Source organism: Sporosarcina sp. So3-204 (genome assembly GCF_058068165.1).
The window spans coordinates 2,956,791-2,973,701 of the sequence record NZ_CM176485.1 but is presented as its reverse complement, the minus strand read 5'-3'; the positions used below and the strand labels follow the sequence as shown (position 1 = coordinate 2,973,701).

Annotated in this window: 16 protein-coding genes and 1 pseudogene; 14 read left to right on the top strand and 3 right to left on the bottom strand. The window is 35.6% G+C overall.

The window, feature by feature from the left end; translation table 11 throughout:
• Positions 1-43: 43 nt before the first annotated feature.
• From AC3RV6_RS14645 to AC3RV6_RS14620, 6 genes are all read left to right on the top strand, one after another.
• Positions 44-790 (top strand): IclR family transcriptional regulator, encoded by a 747-nt coding sequence (locus AC3RV6_RS14645; protein WP_489746735.1) that lies wholly within the window; start codon positions 44-46, stop codon positions 788-790.
• A gap of 334 nt (positions 791-1,124) precedes the next feature.
• Complete coding sequence (locus tag AC3RV6_RS14640) at positions 1,125-2,189, top strand: TRAP transporter substrate-binding protein (RefSeq protein WP_489746734.1); 1,065 nt, start codon at positions 1,125-1,127, stop codon at positions 2,187-2,189.
• 14 nt (positions 2,190-2,203) lie between these two features.
• On the top strand, positions 2,204-2,689 hold the full coding sequence (locus AC3RV6_RS14635) for a TRAP transporter small permease (protein ID WP_489746733.1): 486 nt from the start codon (positions 2,204-2,206) through the stop codon (positions 2,687-2,689).
• On the top strand, positions 2,686-3,963 hold the full coding sequence (locus AC3RV6_RS14630; protein WP_489746732.1) for a TRAP transporter large permease: 1,278 nt from the start codon (positions 2,686-2,688) through the stop codon (positions 3,961-3,963). Before AC3RV6_RS14635 ends, AC3RV6_RS14630 begins: the two co-directional genes overlap by 4 nt.
• A 209-nt stretch (positions 3,964-4,172) precedes the next feature.
• Positions 4,173-4,658, top strand: coding sequence for a flavin reductase family protein (locus AC3RV6_RS14625; protein ID WP_489746731.1), 486 nt, complete (start codon positions 4,173-4,175; stop codon positions 4,656-4,658).
• 21 nt (positions 4,659-4,679) lie between these two features.
• Positions 4,680-6,164, top strand: a complete 1,485-nt coding sequence (locus tag AC3RV6_RS14620) for a 4-hydroxyphenylacetate 3-hydroxylase family protein (protein WP_489746730.1) — start codon at positions 4,680-4,682, stop codon at positions 6,162-6,164.
• 465 nt (positions 6,165-6,629) lie between these two features.
• Here the strand turns inward: AC3RV6_RS14620 and AC3RV6_RS14615 are convergent, their stop codons facing one another.
• The 3 genes from AC3RV6_RS14615 to phnW form a co-directional block, all read right to left on the bottom strand.
• On the bottom strand, positions 6,630-7,151 hold the full coding sequence (locus AC3RV6_RS14615; protein ID WP_489746729.1) for an MgtC/SapB family protein: 522 nt from the start codon (positions 7,149-7,151) through the stop codon (positions 6,630-6,632).
• Positions 7,152-7,216: 65 nt separating this feature from the next.
• The gene (locus AC3RV6_RS14610) at positions 7,217-8,020 is read right to left on the bottom strand and encodes a DeoR/GlpR family DNA-binding transcription regulator (RefSeq protein WP_489746728.1); all 804 of its coding nucleotides are present in this window, start codon (positions 8,018-8,020) and stop codon (positions 7,217-7,219) included.
• Between the two features lie 125 nt (positions 8,021-8,145).
• Positions 8,146-9,270 (bottom strand): 2-aminoethylphosphonate--pyruvate transaminase, encoded by a 1,125-nt coding sequence (gene phnW, locus AC3RV6_RS14605; protein WP_489746727.1) that lies wholly within the window; start codon positions 9,268-9,270, stop codon positions 8,146-8,148.
• Positions 9,271-9,751: 481 nt separating this feature from the next.
• Between phnW and AC3RV6_RS14600 the strand changes: the two are divergent.
• The 8 genes and pseudogenes from AC3RV6_RS14600 to AC3RV6_RS14565 all read left to right on the top strand — a co-directional run.
• Positions 9,752-10,090, top strand: a pseudogene (locus AC3RV6_RS14600) (DUF4372 domain-containing protein); the annotation flags it as partial.
• A 663-nt stretch (positions 10,091-10,753) separates the two neighbouring features.
• A complete protein-coding gene (locus tag AC3RV6_RS14595) occupies positions 10,754-11,944 on the top strand; it encodes a saccharopine dehydrogenase family protein (RefSeq protein WP_489746726.1) in 1,191 nt (396 codons plus the stop codon).
• An 87-nt stretch (positions 11,945-12,031) separates the two neighbouring features.
• Positions 12,032-12,841: a phosphonoacetaldehyde hydrolase gene (gene phnX / locus AC3RV6_RS14590; RefSeq protein WP_489746725.1), complete on the top strand. Its 810-nt coding sequence runs from the start codon at positions 12,032-12,034 to the stop codon at positions 12,839-12,841.
• A 100-nt stretch (positions 12,842-12,941) separates the two neighbouring features.
• The gene (locus AC3RV6_RS14585) at positions 12,942-13,493 is read left to right on the top strand and encodes a BMC domain-containing protein (RefSeq protein WP_489746724.1); all 552 of its coding nucleotides are present in this window, start codon (positions 12,942-12,944) and stop codon (positions 13,491-13,493) included.
• On the top strand, positions 13,490-14,965 hold the full coding sequence (locus AC3RV6_RS14580) for an acetaldehyde dehydrogenase (acetylating) (protein WP_489746723.1): 1,476 nt from the start codon (positions 13,490-13,492) through the stop codon (positions 14,963-14,965). Before AC3RV6_RS14585 ends, AC3RV6_RS14580 begins: the two co-directional genes overlap by 4 nt.
• 22 nt (positions 14,966-14,987) lie before the next feature.
• Positions 14,988-15,275, top strand: a complete 288-nt coding sequence (locus AC3RV6_RS14575) for a BMC domain-containing protein (RefSeq protein WP_489746722.1) — start codon at positions 14,988-14,990, stop codon at positions 15,273-15,275.
• A gap of 10 nt (positions 15,276-15,285) precedes the next feature.
• Positions 15,286-16,059: a phosphate propanoyltransferase gene (gene pduL / locus AC3RV6_RS14570; protein ID WP_489746721.1), complete on the top strand. Its 774-nt coding sequence runs from the start codon at positions 15,286-15,288 to the stop codon at positions 16,057-16,059.
• Positions 16,060-16,068: 9 nt separating this feature from the next.
• Entirely contained in the window at positions 16,069-16,899 is an 831-nt protein-coding gene (locus AC3RV6_RS14565; protein WP_489746720.1) for a hypothetical protein, read from the top strand.
• Positions 16,900-16,911: the final 12 nt, after the last annotated feature.

Here is a 16,911-nt window from a genome sequence, read left to right as displayed (position 1 = left end):
AAGAACTAATTGATATTTTTGTTAAGGGAGAGGGGGGTCTTACTTGATAGAATCAGTTAAAAAGGCATGTGATATTATTAGTTGTTTTACTAGTGAAGAGCCTGTTTTGGGAAATGGAGAAATTGCTGCAATGCTTGGAATGAATCCCAGTACAACCCACCATTTAGTTAGCACGCTTTGCAATCAAGGAGTGTTGATGAGGGATCGTAATAGACAATATCGTCTAGGTTGGAAATTGCTTGAATGGAATAATAATGTGATGTTTCAGCAAGATATTTACGATAAAGCTATTCCATTAGTGAAGGAATTAGTACATAGATTCCATGGAACGGCTCATATTGGCATGTTCGATAAAGGGGAAGTAGTTTTTGTACTTAAGATATCATCACAAGAGGCCTCGCCGATTCATACGTATATCGGCTCAAGAAAACCTGCTTACGCAACCAGTACTGGAAAAGTTTTACTCTCTTTTAATTCATCCTATTTACAAGAAACAATTGACAGAGGATTGTTACAGCAAACACCTAATACGATTACAGATATCGGATTGCTAAAACGAGAAATTGAAAATGTACGTGAAAAGGGTTATTCAATTAGTAATAATGAAAATAGCACAGGTACTTATGCCATTGCTGCACCTATTCTATCGTATTCTGGGAAAACAATTGCTGCGGTCAATCTAGTTGGTACTAGTTCTTATATGCAAGGTAAAAATCGTGAAAACATAATTAGAAGCATTTTAAATACCGCTCACTCAATCTCTCAAGAGTTAGGATATATTGAAGTTTAACAGTTTTTCTAACTAATTTAGCCTATGCTCATGCAACAATAAATTTAAGTACTTTCCCAAATTTCATAATGTGAAATAATGAGAGTGTGTTTGAAAAACGAGTTTAGTATAATCAGAATAATAAAACTATTAGGGAGTTATTGTTTACTCTTCTAGTAAATTATGAAATGTACTATATGTCGTATCATATGAGTAATAGGAGGTGAGATTTAAATAAAATTTTACAGTAATGTAAACGATTTCATTATTAAAATAAATTATTTTAATATTTATTGTTGTATGTATGCAAAAAAATATTAACAGTGGTAAAAAAACTTAGAAGAGGTGTTTATAGATGATGAAAAAAAATAGCTTATATATCTTTATTCTAGTGATGGCAATGATGCTTGTTTTAGCTGCTTGTGGTGAAAAGGACAAAGATGAAGCTGCTGAAAAGGATGAAGGAGAAACTATCGAAACAAGTGGTGAGGCAAGTGAAAGCGAAGATGCTAAAGGTGAAACATACAATTTTAAGTTAGCTCATATTGCACCACCTACTCATATTTGGAATGAAACAGCTGAAAAGTTTGCGGAAGAACTAGAAGCACGTTCCGATGGAAGAATGAAAATGGATCTATATCCTGGTGGCCAATTAGGCGGGGAGCCTGATATGGTTCAACAACTAGAAACGGGATCTTTAGATTTCGGATTTATAACAACGGCTTTTCTAACATCAAGATCAGATGCTTTTAGTGCTTGGTTTGCACCATTTTTATTTGATTCATATGAAGAAGCATTTGAAGCAAAAGATTCTGATGTTGCAAAAGAAATTTTAGCAACTCTTGATGGTCAAGGTATACATGCAATGGATTACTTCTTCTCAGGAAATCGTACAATGATGTTTAGTAAGAAAGTTGAAACACCAGAAGATATTGCGGGTTTAACTTTACGAGTAACACCTAGTCCAGCATTACAAGACTTTTACCGTTATATGGGTGCAAATCCAGAATCAATTTCATTGCCAGATGTTTATCAAGCAGCACAAACAGGTGTAATCGACGGTATGGAAATGGATCTAGATGCTGCAGTAACATCGAACTTTAATGAAGTTACAGGGTTTGCCGCAATGACAAATCATATGGTTTGGCCATCAGTTATGATTGCAAATAGTGAAAAATTCGATGCAATGCCAGAAGAAGATCAGAAAATTATTAGAGAAGCTATGGCGGCTGCATCTGAATACGGTACTATGAAACGTTCTTCACTAGAAGATGAGTACAAAAAGACACTTACAGATAGAGGTATGGAACTCTATGATATGGACGAGTCATTATTCGATCCATATAAAGAGAAGTTTGACACAGAATACAAAGCTAAAGATCCATTAATTAAAAAGTTTATCGAAACGTTCCGTAAGTAGGAGGCGCTAGCTTTATGCAAACATTAAGTGGTTGGATTGAATCAATAGAGAAGTTTGTTGCAATGATATTAATTGCTGCAATGACTATAGTAATTGCTACTGCAGTTGTATTTAGATATTTCTTTAATGACCCGATTTTTTGGGCAAGCGAAGCAAGTATTTTTATGATGGCTTGGATTACATTTATTGGCGGAAGCTTGGGACTTAAGAATAAGTCCCAAGCATCTGTTACATTTATGGTAGATCGCTTTTCAGAAAAGGGAAAAAGGATAATTGAAATAATTTCTTATATCATAATTTTAGGTTTTATGCTTTTATTAATATACTTAAGCTATCAATGGTTGATAGCAGCATCTCATCAAAAATCAACGTCAATGAGAATTCCGATGTGGATTCCTTATTTATCTGTTCCGACTGGTTTAACTTTTGCTTTTATCCATTTATTAAGTCATTTAATAAACCTGTTTAAGAATAAAAAGCAGGGAAGTGAACCATTATGACATATGTAGTTATTGCGTTATTTTTTCTATTCCTATTACTCGGAATCCCAATTTCACTTGTTCTAGCTATCACTTCACTCTGTTATTTATTGTTAGGTGATTTAAGTACTTTAATGAGTTCGGCTCCACAAAAAATGTTTTCAGGGATAGATAACTTTGGACTATTGGCAGTACCCTTATTCATGTTTGCTGGTGAGTTAATGAATGGTGGCGGAATTACTACTAGACTTGTAGCCTTTGCTAAAGTTTTAATTGGACATTATCGAGGCGGTTTAGCGTATGTTACTGTCGTTGCGAACATGTTCCTTGCTTCTATTTTAGGGTCGGCAAATGCTCAAGCAGCAATGATGAGTAAAGTAATGGTTCCGGAGATGGAAAGAGAAGGATACTCTCGTGAGTTTTCATCAGCTATTACACTTGCGTCATCAATTGTAGCTCCAATAATTCCTCCAAGCATGTTATTTATTATTTACGGAACATTAACAGGTGCTTCTATTGCAGATCTATTTATGGCGGGAATCATTCCGGGGATACTGTTAGGAATAGGATTTGTTATTGTTATCGGGATTATGAATCGCAGAGAGCAGTTTCCAAAAAGTGAAAAAGCGAATTTTGCTAAGATATTTAGAACCTTTATCTCAGTTATTCCTGCTATGCTTATTCCTTTTACTATTATATTTGGTATTTTAGGTGGCGTCTTTACACCTACGGAATCTGCAGCAATTGCTTGTGTAATTGCATTCGTTATTGGATTGGCATATAGAGAATTAAAACTAAAGAATCTGCCTACAATGCTGGTAAATACCGTTATCAATACAGCGACAATTTCATTCCTAATTGTTATGGCAAATTTGTTTGGATTTATAATTGCTTTTGAACAAATTCCGCAACTTGTTGCAGAGTCAATGCTCAATCTTTCTGACAATCCACTTGTGTTTTTATTATTAGTGAATATATTTTTACTTTTAATTGGTACGGTATTGGACGGAATTGCTGCGCTAATTATTATAATACCTGTAATGTTACCTTTACTTGCAACTTATCAAATAGATCCTGTACATTTCGGGGTTATCGTTTGTATTAACTTAACGATAGGACTACTAACACCACCGGTTGGAACAGGGTTGTTTATAGTATCATCTATCGCAAAAGTTAAGTTTGAGGACCTTGTCAAAGCGATTATGCCATTTTTAGGGATGGCTATATTGGTACTACTTATACTGACTTATTGGGAAGATGCTGTCATGTGGATTCCGAATCTTTATAGGGATTAAAAATAAATATGTATAATTTAGAAACACTCAGATCTTAATTCTGAGTGTTTTTTATTTTATCAAACATTAGGATTTGAATACATAATAGTTTCATTAATAAATTTAACGATTATTCTAACTATTTCACATAGTGAAATAATTGAGTTGAGAGATAAAAGTTGATTCGGTATATTTAAATCACATTGAAAGTAGAAAAGGAGATGTTGAATATGGATTTAAGAGAGTTAAGAAATTGCTTTGGCCAATTTGCAACCGGTGTCACGGTAATTACGTGGAACGATGATAATGGGGAAAAGAGTGGAATAACTGTAAACTCATTTACTTCAGTATCCTTAGATCCTGCACTTGTGCTTGTTTCTATTGATAAGAAAGCAAATGCGTTAAATGGATTAAAAAATCGTCCGTTTGTCATTAATATATTATCTGATGAGCAAGAGAAATATGCATGGCAATTTGCTGGAAAGTCAGATGAAAACCTAGTTGTTGAATGGGATGAAGATTCAGAAGTTGGTCCGCGTTTGAAAGATACAATTGCAACGATTGAATGTAACCCATGGAAAGAGTATGACGGTGGAGATCATGTTTTATTCCTAGGTGAAGTAGTGGATTTCTCATCTAGAGAAGGTGAAGCTCTTCTTTTCTTTAGAGGAAAATGTTTGAAAATGCAAAGCACAGAAGATAAAGTAAAAAACTAAATTATTGGAGGAATAAATAATATGGGTATTAGAACAGGTGCAGATTATATTAACGCAGTAAAGTCAAGACAACCAGAAGTTTGGTTGGGAGGAAGAAAGTTAACTGATTTAACTGAGGAACCGGTTTTTAAACAGCCAATAAAAGAGCTTGCTAGATTATATGACATGCAACATGATCCTGAATTTCAAGAGAAGATTACACATGTTTGTGAAGAAACAGGAGAACGTGTAAATAATTCTTTTTTAAATCCACGCAATGGTGAAGATCTACAAGCACGCCGTCAACTATTTGAAATATGGTCAAGAGCGACATTTGGTTTAATGGGAAGAACACCAGATTTTTTAGGAACAGTTGTAACTGCAATGGCTTCGAACGATTGGTTCTTTAGACAGTATGGAGAAAAATGGGGAGATAACATTGTAAACTACTATAAATATATTAGAGACAATGACCTTTTCTTAACTCATGCAATTATTAATCCACAAAACGATCGAAGTAAAGCTTCTAATGACCAAGAAGATATGTTCACACATTTAGGCGTTGTTAGAGAGACAGAAGAAGGTTTAATCGTTCGCGGATCTAAAATGTTGGCAACGCTTGCACCGTTAACTGATGAAGTAATTATTTATTCGTATCCAAGTTTTAAGCCAGGTGATGAGAAATATGCGATTTCATTTGCACTCCCTATAGATACACCGGGTCTTCGTATACTTTGTCGTGAGGAAACGCAAAGTGGACTGAGGTCGACATGGGATCATCCGTTAGCTTCAAGATTTGAAGAGATGGACGCAGTATTGGTATTTGATGATGTATTAGTTCCATGGGAACGCGTTTTCATTAATCAGAACGTAGAAGCGGGCAATTTATTATATCCGAAAACGGGTATAAATTTGCAACCATCGCATCAATCGGGCATTAGAGGACTTGTTAAAATTCAATTTGCAACAGAAGTTGCATGTTCTATTGCAGATGCAGTTGGTGTTGACGGATTTTTAAATGTTCAGAATCAATTATCTGAACTTATACAAGGTGTAGAAACGGTTAGGGCATTAGTTCGTATCTCTGAAATTGAATTTATTATGACGCCAAATGGCGAAGCAGTTCCAGCAATTGTTCCACTAGAAACGGTTCGTGGTATATTACCTACACTGTATCCTAGAGCAATTGAAATCTTGCAAATAATTGGTGCTGGTGGTTTGTTAATGTCTCCAACAGGAGCTGACTTTGAAAATCCTGAGTTAACAGAAGATATGCATAAATATTATGGCGGTCGTGAAGGTATACCTGCTGACGATAGAGTTCGTCTCTTTAAACTTGCTTGGGATTTATGTGGAGAATCATTTGGGCAAAGACTAGTTCAATATGAGCGCTATTATTCTGGAGATCCAATTCGTAAGATGGGCATGTTCTATAATACACATAAGAGAAATAATCCGACATATCCAATGGTAGAAGAAGCACTTAAAACTTCACTTGAAATGTCAAAAGAAAAAGTTTCGAACTGATTAAACAAAAATGATAGCAGTTTCTTGTAAGTGTTGAAAATAATTAATAGGTATAGTCAAAGTATTTCTTTTAAGTATACTCTGATTATGCCTATTCTTTAATTTTATTCGGTAAAAAAATGTTGATTTCCGCTTCGAATAAAGCCTCAGTAGATACTAAGTGCCGCTTAGGTGAGCGTTTTAATAAACTTGGCAACTTCAGCCGTTTTCCCTGGCAAGGCGATCAGTCTGGGGTCTTCAGTTGAGAGAAAGTGGTTTTAATTATAAGAGGACGGATGAATTAATGTATTTCATTTTTCGTGAATAGTTTTAGATACACCAAAATTTATTATCAAAACAAAAAAAAGTTTTCCGAACCCGATAGTTTACGGGTAATAGGGAAACTCTTTTATACTTCTTCAGGTATACAAAAAAATCAGTACATTACATTTGTTTTGTGTAATATATATTGAGATAAATTTATGATTATCCGACTTTACTTTTCAATTCTTTCTTTTTCGCTTGTCCTTTTTCTTTTAATTCTTGTTCTCTCTTTTCAATCACATTACTAATTTTAGCCAAAGTAAAGGTAATTAGGACAGCGAAAAATACTATACCATAAAATCCGGCACCGATACCGATTCCTACTCCGCCAGCAAAGAATACCATAGCGGCAGTTGTTAATCCGGTTATACGTAATCCGTCTTTCATAATTAACCCTGCCCCTAAAAATCCTAAACCGGAGACGATTTGTGCAGCAAGACGCATAGGGTCCACTCTATTATTTATATTTGTTCCGCCAAATTGTTCCGCACTATAAATTGAGATAAGTGTAATTAACGTACAAGATACGGAAACAAAAGTAAATGTTTTTAAACCAGCAGGTTTGCTTTTAGAAGTTCTATCATAACCTAAGAACATTCCTAGAAATGCGCTAATTAAAATCCGAAAATATATTTCTAAGTTTTGAACTATTTGTTCTTCATAAAAAATCCCTAGTGTATCCATTATTTGGTTCCTCCTTTGCAGATAAGTAGCTTGCTTATCTAGTGGAGAACTAATTGTTCTATTATTTAGCTTTTTCTATTTTGGCTATCTTCAGTAAGCCATCTCACGTTATTGTCATTCAAAATTAATTCCCAGTTTTTAGGATGTTTTTTATCGGAAATGATTATATCTATATCTTCAAGTTCTGCCATCTTATAATGTGTTCGTTTCCCGATTTTATCGTAATCAATTAATAAAATTACTTTATTCGCATGTTCGATTAATTTTCTAGTTACCATGCCTTTTGAAAGATCAAAACTAGTGACTCCGCCATTTAGTGAAAGACCATCTGCAGAAATGAAATATTTATCTACATGAATATTATCTAACATATCCAACGTAAGCTCACCAATTACTCTGTAATGGGCAGTATCAATTAGGCCACCTAATAAAATTACTTTCCCAGTAAAAACGTTTCGAGTTAATAGATCAATTAAAACGTTCATGGAATTAATTGATGAAGTGATTATCGTTAAATTATTTTTATCTCGGATATTTTTAGCTAGTTGGAGAGGCGTACTCCCATCATCGATTGCTATTACATCATTATCATTGATGTAATTAACAGCCATTTTCCCTATTTTTTCCTTGACCTTAATATTAATTATCTCCCTTTCTTGGGAGGGAGGTTCATTATTAAAGAATGTAGGATTAATAGCTCCGCCATAAACCTTCTTTAACTTATCTTCCTGTTCTAAGTCATTTAAATAATTACGGATCGTTTCAGTAGATACTTTTAAAATGACGGCAAGGTCTTTCACTTGCACCTTGCCGTCAATTTCAAGTAATTCAAGAATTTTTCTTTTTCTATCTATACTGGCTAATGACAAAACTAATACACCTCATGATTTGTGATATTTAACTATTAATTCCTAAAGATCTATAAGCTTAAGAGTATATATAGTATAAGGAATAACAATAGAAGTCACAAGTATCATATATTTATGAAATATTATTAAACAGGACTTTTCCAATAACTAGATTCTTCAACGCTAGTTAATAATGCATTAATTTTAGCGGGTGTTACCGCGCCGATATTCCCAATTCTAAACGTATTTAAATCTGTAACTTTTCCTGGATAAATAACAAAACCTTTTGCTTTTAATCTGTTATAAAATTCACCGAAAGTGAAATCATCAGATTCTGGGAAGTAAAACGATGTAATAATTGGAGATTGGTTTTCATCTGCAAGTAAAGTTTTAAAACCAAGGTTTCTCATGCCTTTAACGAGTGTAGTTTGGTTTTCTTTGTATCTAGCAGCTCTGGCTTTAACTCCGCCTTCCTCCTTCAATTCCAGGATAGCTTGAGCAAAAGCACGTACAACATGTGTAGGTGATGTAAAGCGCCATTTTCCGTTGTTTTCTTCCATTGTTCTCCACTGGCTATAAAGGTCAAGGGATAAAGAGCGTGCATTATTCCAACATTTTTCAAACTCTTCTTTGTTTACGATGATGAATCCAAAGCCTGGTACACCTTCAATACATTTATTGGCACTACTCACTAAATAATGCACGCCGAGTTGGTCGATATCCATTTCGATCCCGCCAAAGCTACTCATCGCGTCTAATATGAATATCCGGTTATGTTTTTTAATGACTTCACTAATTTTTTCTATCGGATTAAGCCTTCCTGTCGTTGTTTCACAATGTACAACTGCGACGTGTGTGATGTCTTTGTCAGCTTCAAGCAGTTCGTTTAATTCATCAATATTGGGATCATCTACTTCGCCGCTGTCTAGCATAACAGTGTCAATGTTTAACATTGTAGAAATTTCAGCGATACGGTAACCGTAAGCACCATTTCCAATTACTAGTAACTTACCATCAGGTGGTATGGCCGTTCCGATGACAGATTCAACACTGAATGTTCCGCTTCCTTGCATTAAAACAGTTGAATATTTATCAGTGTTGGTAGTCGCTAGTTCAAGAAGGTCGTGTCGAATACTCTGAACGATTTTATTGTATTCATCGTCCCATGTGCACCAGTCTTTCATCATTGCTAATCGTACAGTGTCACTTGTCGTTAGTGGACCAGGTGTCAATAAGAGGTAAGGGTTATTTGTAGATTCAACTAGATTCATAATTAATATCATCCTTTCAAAATGAGATAGATTTTATTTGTGAGTTGTGTTTCGGATTAATACTTGAACCAGATATTTATATCGTTAATGTACTACTTTAATTAAATTGGTGTTTTTAAGAAATTAACTAATTAAATTACACCTCTCACACCTTTCTGATTAACTATTTTTAATTTAAAGCGTTTTCAAACACCGCTTGAGAAATACTATATCATGCTTTCAGAAAATTGTGAATGGTTTTATTGGGAAAATAGCTAATTAATTTTGTATTGGTTGTTTTATCTAGTTATTACTTGGTTTTGTTAGAGGGTGGAACGACGTACTTAATTATTTTATATCTATTATTTCACTAGTGTCGCATTAAAATAAAATACTATTTTAATGGAAACTGAATACTCTTTAATTAAACTGTGACCCAAAAAAACCTTTATATTGGTTGGCAGGTAGTAACCTATCCAAATCTAAAATAAAGGACTCACGCATGGATAAGATTACACGGAAAACTGCATTTGAGCAGTGGATTACACCGATTACGAACGATTTATTTGAAAATCTAGTGAAAACCCATTGCCTTGACTACTATACAAAGAAACTACATATGGCTTCATTTACGAAATTACTATTGTACGCGCAGCTTCTTGAAACAGAAAGTTTACGTGCAATCAGCGATAGCGTCTTTTCTGAGGAACTGGCAGAAGCGACAAACTTGGATGCTATCAGTTTCTCCTGAAACGGCAGATGCTTACGTCAACTGTCGCCTGAATTCTTCCAGTCGATCTTTGTTGATTTGGTTGCACAAATTCATGAAGTAAGTGAACATACTTGCAAATTAGCCGCTACCTAAAGGCATACTTATGGAAGTCAGCCCATATTTGAATCCGAAAAGTAGAAGGGAAATACGTACCATAATCCCATCGTTTAATCTTTGTTGGGCTCGTCAAAAGGTATCGTTAAAAAGTGGATGCTCACTACCTCTATTATGGTGTATTCGTTTTTTCTTTAGAAAGACCGAAAACGAAAACAGAGTATTCGGAACCTATTTATGCGACGCTAGTGCTGTTATTTATATTAAAATACTAGAGAGGAATGTGACTACGCTTGTTGGTTATTATGCGTACTGAACTGCAAAAATAATGATGGATAAAAAAGGTTTATTAATGTCGAAAATTGGTACCCTGCATATATTACAGGCAATCTGATATGTTTTAAGTAATAATAATTAGCAATGTATTATGGATATGAACAGAATAATGAAGCAAATAATTTATTTGTTTAAGTGAAACCTACTTAGTTATTATAATTTGTGTTTTCTTGTAATAGAATTGGTTTACATACTATTTCTACGAGCTAGCAAGTCAATAAAATACAAGTAAAAGCAAATTAATAAAGACTTTATCAAAAAAAAGCAAGACAAACAAAATAAGTTGTGGTAAGATTCGATTGTAATGAATATTCTGATAAATAGAGAGGGGTAATGTTGTCGATGAAAGTATTTTGTTTGGGTGGGGCAGGAAGAATTGCCAGAGAAGCTGTACTTGATCTTGTTGAACATTCCGAGTTTGATGTTATTACAATTGGTGATTTTAACGAATTAATTGGACAGGAGCTAGTAAATGAACTGAATGACTCCCGTGTGAACTTCGTAAAAGTAAATGTAATGAATCACGAAGAAACAGTTGAACAAATGAGAGGCTATGATGTAGTAATGGATGGAACAACCATTACGTTAAATGGTCTATCTACAGCTTGTATCGCAGAAGCCGGATGTCATGGAATTAACTTAAATGGATTTGGAGCAGAAGACGAGTTTTCAGAAACATTTAAGAAAAATAACAAAACGGCGGTACCTGGATTTGGAATGACTCCTGGGGTAACTCAGATGATGGCTATGCATGCTGCTAATCAATTGGATACAGTAGAAATTGTAAGGGTAAGCCACGGTTCATTTAGACCGTTTGCATTCTCCAAATCGATTACTGAAACAACAACTTACGAATATGATCCAGACCTTCCCGGTCGTATCGTTTTTGAAAAAGGTCAATTTGTACAAGTTCCACCATTTGCAAGACCAAGAACGATTCAATTACCTGAACCCTATGGAGAAACAATTCAATATATTATACCTCACTCTGAAACAAGAACATTAGCTACAGCACTATCTCACAAAGGTATCGAGTTAATAGAAGTAAGAGGAACTTGGCCAAAACAAAATATGAACCTAGTACGTGGACTTTATGATTATGGTATTATGCGTAACCCACAAATCACGGTTAACGGTAAAGAAGTAGGTTTAATGGATGTTATTGGAGATTACCTAATGGACTCGAAGGAAGGCCAAGAAACTGAACTATATGGTTATTCTCTTCATATAGAAGTGATTGGCACAAAAGATGGTGTGAGAAAACGCCATGTCCTATATCATACACATCCTGCAAGCGATGGTTCTGTAGAAGGTTGGGAAAAGCTAAGAGCATATACTCGGAATGTGGGTATTCCAATGGCGATTGCAACAGAACTACTAGCCAAAGGAAGAGTTAGAAAGACGGGTGTACTTATTCCAGAAGAAGCTTTTGATCCGGAAGAGATTTTTGAACAATTGAAAAAGAGAAAGATTTATATTCATGAAGAGATTGATGTAGTTACTGAAGAAGTAATGGACGAACTGACCATTTAAAGTTGTAATTTATTTTCTCGAAGAAAAAGTAAAGATACACTACTAATATAAATATAGTTGAGTTTTCTAATGAAGGAGGTCAATGTTTTGAATAAACAATCTTCCCAGATTGAAGCGGTAATATTCGATTGGGCAGGAACAACTGTTGACTATGGTTGCTTCGCACCACTAGATGTCTTTAAAGAAGTGTTTAGTAAAAGAGGTATTGAAGTGTTAGACGAAGAGGCACGCGAACCGATGGGCATGCTGAAATGGGATCATATAAATGAAATGTGTAAGATGGATAGAATTGCACAACTATGGAAAGAAAAGTTTGGAAGATTACCAGAAGAGAAAGATGTAGACGCGTTATATGCAGATTTTGAACCCCTATTATTCTCTATATTACCTAATTATTGTACACCAATACCTGGTGCAGTAGATTTGGTAGCTCGTTTAAGAGACCAAGGGTTAAAAATAGGTTCTACAACTGGCTATACTGGAAAAATGATGGAAGTTGTCGCTGCAGGAGCGAAAAAGCAAGGTTATTCTCCTGATACACTGTTTACGCCAGATGATTTACCGGCGGGACGTCCGGCGCCTTGGATGGTTCAATTAAATGCAATGCATTTAGGCGTTTATCCTATGAAGCACATCATAAAAGTCGGTGACACTTTAAGTGATATTAAAGAAGGCGTTAGTTCAGGTACGTGGAGTGTTGGCGTACTATTAGGAAGTAGTGAAATGGGATTAAAAGAAGCTGAAGCAGATGCACTTTCTCCCGATGAGTTGGCTGATAGAATGGAAGCGGTTGCTACGAAATTTAAAAAAGCAGGTGCGCATTATATTATTGATCGTATCGGTGACCTGGACAAACTTATACCGAAAATCAATGCGCGTTTAATAAACGGTAATTAAGGTTCCGGCAATAAATGTTTTTGTGCTAATCTATTTCATTCCATTAGCTAAAGAATCGTTTTGCTAATGGTGAAATTGAGAATTAAAGGGGTGATAGTAGGTGGAAAACCAGAACTATGCACTAGGCTTGATTGAGACAATCGGTTATCCGGCTCTTATAGCCGCTGCAGATGCTGCTTGTAAAGCTGCAGATGTAAAGGTTGTTACATATCAAGGAGCAGACGCTGGTCTTGTTACGATTTATATTGTTGGGGATGTTGGTTCTGTCCAAGCTGCTGTATTAATTGGGAAAGAGGCTGCCGAACAGGTAGGCCGCTTACATCATTACCATGTCATTGCAAGACCCGATGAAAACGTGAAAAAGATGATTTTCCGAATTTTGTCAGATGAAAAAGATAAAAATATTGAAAAAAAAATAGACGAAAAGGAAGTACAGCCAAAAAAACAAGTGAATAAAGAAATTAGTGACAGTAAGGCAATCGATAATAATTCGGTAGATTTTCTGAAAAGCAATATCCAGGAATTGAGAAAAGTTGCCGGCACTGTCAAGAAATTTCCTTTAACTGCAGAACAAATCCAATCTGCAAAAAGAGAAGAATTAATTAAGCACTTGTCTGCAACACAGGTTGGGAAAGGCGGCGATAATAAATGAAGATGGATACTGAACTTGAATCAATTCAAGAAGTAAGAAACCTTCTTGGGCAAGCCAAAGATGCACAAAAAATAGCTGGAAAAATGTCGCAAGAAGAGATTAATAGAATAGTAGGCTATATGGCACAAGCTGCCGTGAAAGAATCTGGAAGACTCGCTGTATTAGCGGTAGAAGAGACAGGATTCGGAAAGGTTGCAGATAAGTTAACGAAAAACCTGTTTTCTGCCAAAGATATTTACGAATCTATTAAAGATAAAAAGACAGTTGGTATAATTTCTCGTGATGATGAAAAAAAGGTCTGGGAAATAGCAGAACCGGTTGGAATAGTTGCTGGGATTGTCCCTTCGACAAATCCTACATCTACAGCGATTTTTAAAGTCCTGATTGCAGTGAAAACTAGGAATGCGATTGTAATTAGTCCGCACCCTGCAGCTGCAAAATGTACGAATGAGACGGTTGAAATACTTAAGAATGCTGCTCAATCAGCGGGTGCCCCAGAAGGTTTAATTTCATGTATTTCAAGTCCTACTCTTGCTGCGGCAAATGAGTTGATGGAGCATAACCTTACAAATGTAATATTAGCAACTGGTGGATCAGCAATGGTGAAATCCGCTTATAGTTCGGGGAAACCGGCCTACGGAGTGGGTCCAGGTAATGTTCCTGTATTTATTCATCCGAGTGCAGATGTGAGAAAAGCTGTCAAACAAATTATTCATAGTAAAACATTTGATTATGGAACTATATGTGCATCAGAGCAGGCGTTGGTTGTTGAGAAATCAATCAAGCACAAAGTAAGAAGAGAACTAGAAGGCCAAGGTGCCTACTTCCTTGATGAATATGAAAAAGGAAGAATTGAAGGAATAATTTTGAAAAATGGTAGATTGAACCCAGGAATTGTAGGTAGATCACCACAAAAATTAGCCGAGATGGCTGGCATTGTAATTGAAGATAACTGTAAATTGTTACTAGCTGAAGAAAGTAAAGTTGGTAAAGATTATCCATTTTCACTTGAAAAATTGTCACCAATTTTAGCATTTTACACGGTTGAAAATGAGCAGGAGGCCAACGCAATATGTACTGAGCTACTTGAATTAGGTGGTCTTGGCCATACAGCAGGAATCCATAGTGAAAATGCTGAATCTATTGAAAGATTCAGTTTAACACAACAAGCATCTCGTATAGTCGTTAACTCGGGTACAACATTTGGAGGAATTGGAGCTACGACAGGAATTCAACCATCAATGACATTGGGCTGTGGTTCATATGGCAATAATATTACATCTGATAATATTAGTGCGGAGCATCTACTAAATGTGAAACGAGTGGCTTTTGGTATTCGCGAAATAGAAAATAACACGAATGGATCTGATTATTCAAATCCTGCAATTCCAGTTATTAATAATGGACCGAGTATTTCGAGAGAAGAAATAATGGATATTGTAAAAACAGTATTACAAGAATTAAAACTATAAAATTTACTGAGGAGGAAAAAGAATGAGTTTAGAAATGGGAGCACTAGGAATGATAGAAACAAAAGGTTTAGTTGGGGCTATAGAGGCTGCTGACGCAATGTCAAAAGCAGCAAATGTAAGATTAATTGGTAAAGTACATGTTGGTGGGGGATTAGTTACAGTAATGGTACGTGGAGATGTAGGCGCAGTTAAGGCTGCGGTTGATGCTGGTGCAGCTGCAGCAGAAAATATTGGCGAGTTGGTCTCTGTGCATGTAATCCCACGCCCTCATTCGGATATTGAGCTTATACTTCCAAAGCTGGAAGGGTAAATCATAGTTTATGGCGCTAATAACGGAAAATAATTTGAGAGCGATGTTGAAAGAGGGGATTCCAAATCCCTTTCCGCTTAATAAGGGAGATAAAATTACCCCTGCGGCGATTGATTTTCTTAGGGACAGAAAAATTGAATTAGACAATAAAAGGTCTGTTCATTCAAATCGAACATCGGTGAAAAAAGAAAAGGATTTAATGATTCCTGTGGGTGTATCAAACAGGCATATTCATTTATCAAGTGATGACATTAAGGTGCTATTTGGTAAAGATTATGAGTTAACTCCTCTTCGCGAATTATCCCAACCTGGACAATTTGCGGCTAAAGAACAAGTTACGTTACTTGGACCAAAAGGCCTTATAAAAAATGTTAGAGTACTTGGACCAGCGCGAGGAGCTACACAATTAGAAGTGTCAATTACGGATGGATTTCAATTAGGAATCCATCCTCCGGTTAGAATGTCAGGATCGATTGAAGGAACTCCAGGTTTAACACTTATTGGTCCTAAAGGCGTTGTTTCCCTTCAACAAGGAGTGATTGTTGCAAAGTGTCATGTCCATATGTCGCCTGCAAATGCTAAAGAGTTCGAGGTTTCTGATGGAATGAGTTTAATGTTAAAAACACAAGGTGATCGATCTGTTATTTTCACAGATGTGATCGTTCGTGTTAATGCGAATTACCTATTAGACTTTCATGTGGATCTTGATGAAGGAAACAGTGTAGGATTAAAAACAGGTGACCAAGTTAAGTTAATTGGTAAAAATGGTGAGTTCCTTACTTGACATGGGGAGGTGAAGAAGATAGATATTCGTGAAATTGTTGAATCAGTTATACGAGAAGTAGTAGATTCGGTGAAAGCCGAAAAGGAAAAAGAAAAGAATGGAAAAGTATTATTTGTATTCTGTGATAGTTCAGCCCATGAGTTATACGCTGATCAGTTTATTAAGATGAAAAGACTGAATATTGGCTATGATTCTTTATTTTTAGATGGTGAAACTTCATCGTGGCTTGGGATGAATCAAGTTGAATCTAGTGGTTGTGGAAAAGTGATTATTGCAGATGGCAATGCTCCCTCACCAATGGAACTTCCTAAATCCTATAATGGTATTATTATTCCAGAAATTGATTTGGATAATGCTGCCCGCGTTGCTACTGGATTAAAAGGAAGTATTAAAGCGGAGATTATTTTCTCGGCCTTACTTCAGCAAAAGTTTGTATTAATCGGAGATGACGTTACAGGGATTAAACGCGCTGATCGTCAGACTTTGAAAACAGTATCGTTACCTGCACCTTATCAAAAAATGTTTAAAAACTATATTCGCCAGCTGAATGAGCTAGGTATTGAGTTTGTGCCATTAAAAGATTTCACTGACATCGTAGGCACTAAATTAGGTATAAAAGAACAGCTATCTGAATCTAAAACTGAAATACCAAAACTAAACACTGAATTATCTACTGGTGATAAGTTGATATTCAACAAAAAATTACTTACTCCAGGGTGGATTCAATCACAACCAAATATTTTAAACAATACGATTTATCTACCTAAAGGTGTCATTATCTCTCCTCTTGCAAAAGATCTTATTAAGGATAGAAAATTGACAATAAAAGTAATTGACTGAGGGTGAATAGTC

What these genes read in the sequence shown, in the direction of transcription:
- AC3RV6_RS14630 (WP_489746732.1), top strand. Translation starts at nt 2,686, where the DNA reads ATGACATATGTAGTTATTGCGTTATTTTTTCTATTCCTATTACTCGGA.
- AC3RV6_RS14575 (WP_489746722.1), top strand. Translation starts at nt 14,988, where the DNA reads ATGAGTTTAGAAATGGGAGCACTAGGAATGATAGAAACAAAAGGTTTA.
- AC3RV6_RS14635 (WP_489746733.1), top strand. Translation starts at nt 2,204, where the DNA reads ATGCAAACATTAAGTGGTTGGATTGAATCAATAGAGAAGTTTGTTGCA.
- AC3RV6_RS14595 (WP_489746726.1), top strand. Translation starts at nt 10,754, where the DNA reads ATGAAAGTATTTTGTTTGGGTGGGGCAGGAAGAATTGCCAGAGAAGCT.
- AC3RV6_RS14620 (WP_489746730.1), top strand. Translation starts at nt 4,680, where the DNA reads ATGGGTATTAGAACAGGTGCAGATTATATTAACGCAGTAAAGTCAAGA.
- AC3RV6_RS14580 (WP_489746723.1), top strand. Translation starts at nt 13,490, where the DNA reads ATGAAGATGGATACTGAACTTGAATCAATTCAAGAAGTAAGAAACCTT.
- pduL (WP_489746721.1), top strand. Translation starts at nt 15,286, where the DNA reads ATGGCGCTAATAACGGAAAATAATTTGAGAGCGATGTTGAAAGAGGGG.
- AC3RV6_RS14615 (WP_489746729.1), bottom strand. Translation starts at nt 7,151, where the DNA reads ATGGATACACTAGGGATTTTTTATGAAGAACAAATAGTTCAAAACTTA.
- phnW (WP_489746727.1), bottom strand. Translation starts at nt 9,270, where the DNA reads ATGAATCTAGTTGAATCTACAAATAACCCTTACCTCTTATTGACACCT.
- AC3RV6_RS14625 (WP_489746731.1), top strand. Translation starts at nt 4,173, where the DNA reads ATGGATTTAAGAGAGTTAAGAAATTGCTTTGGCCAATTTGCAACCGGT.
- AC3RV6_RS14640 (WP_489746734.1), top strand. Translation starts at nt 1,125, where the DNA reads ATGATGAAAAAAAATAGCTTATATATCTTTATTCTAGTGATGGCAATG.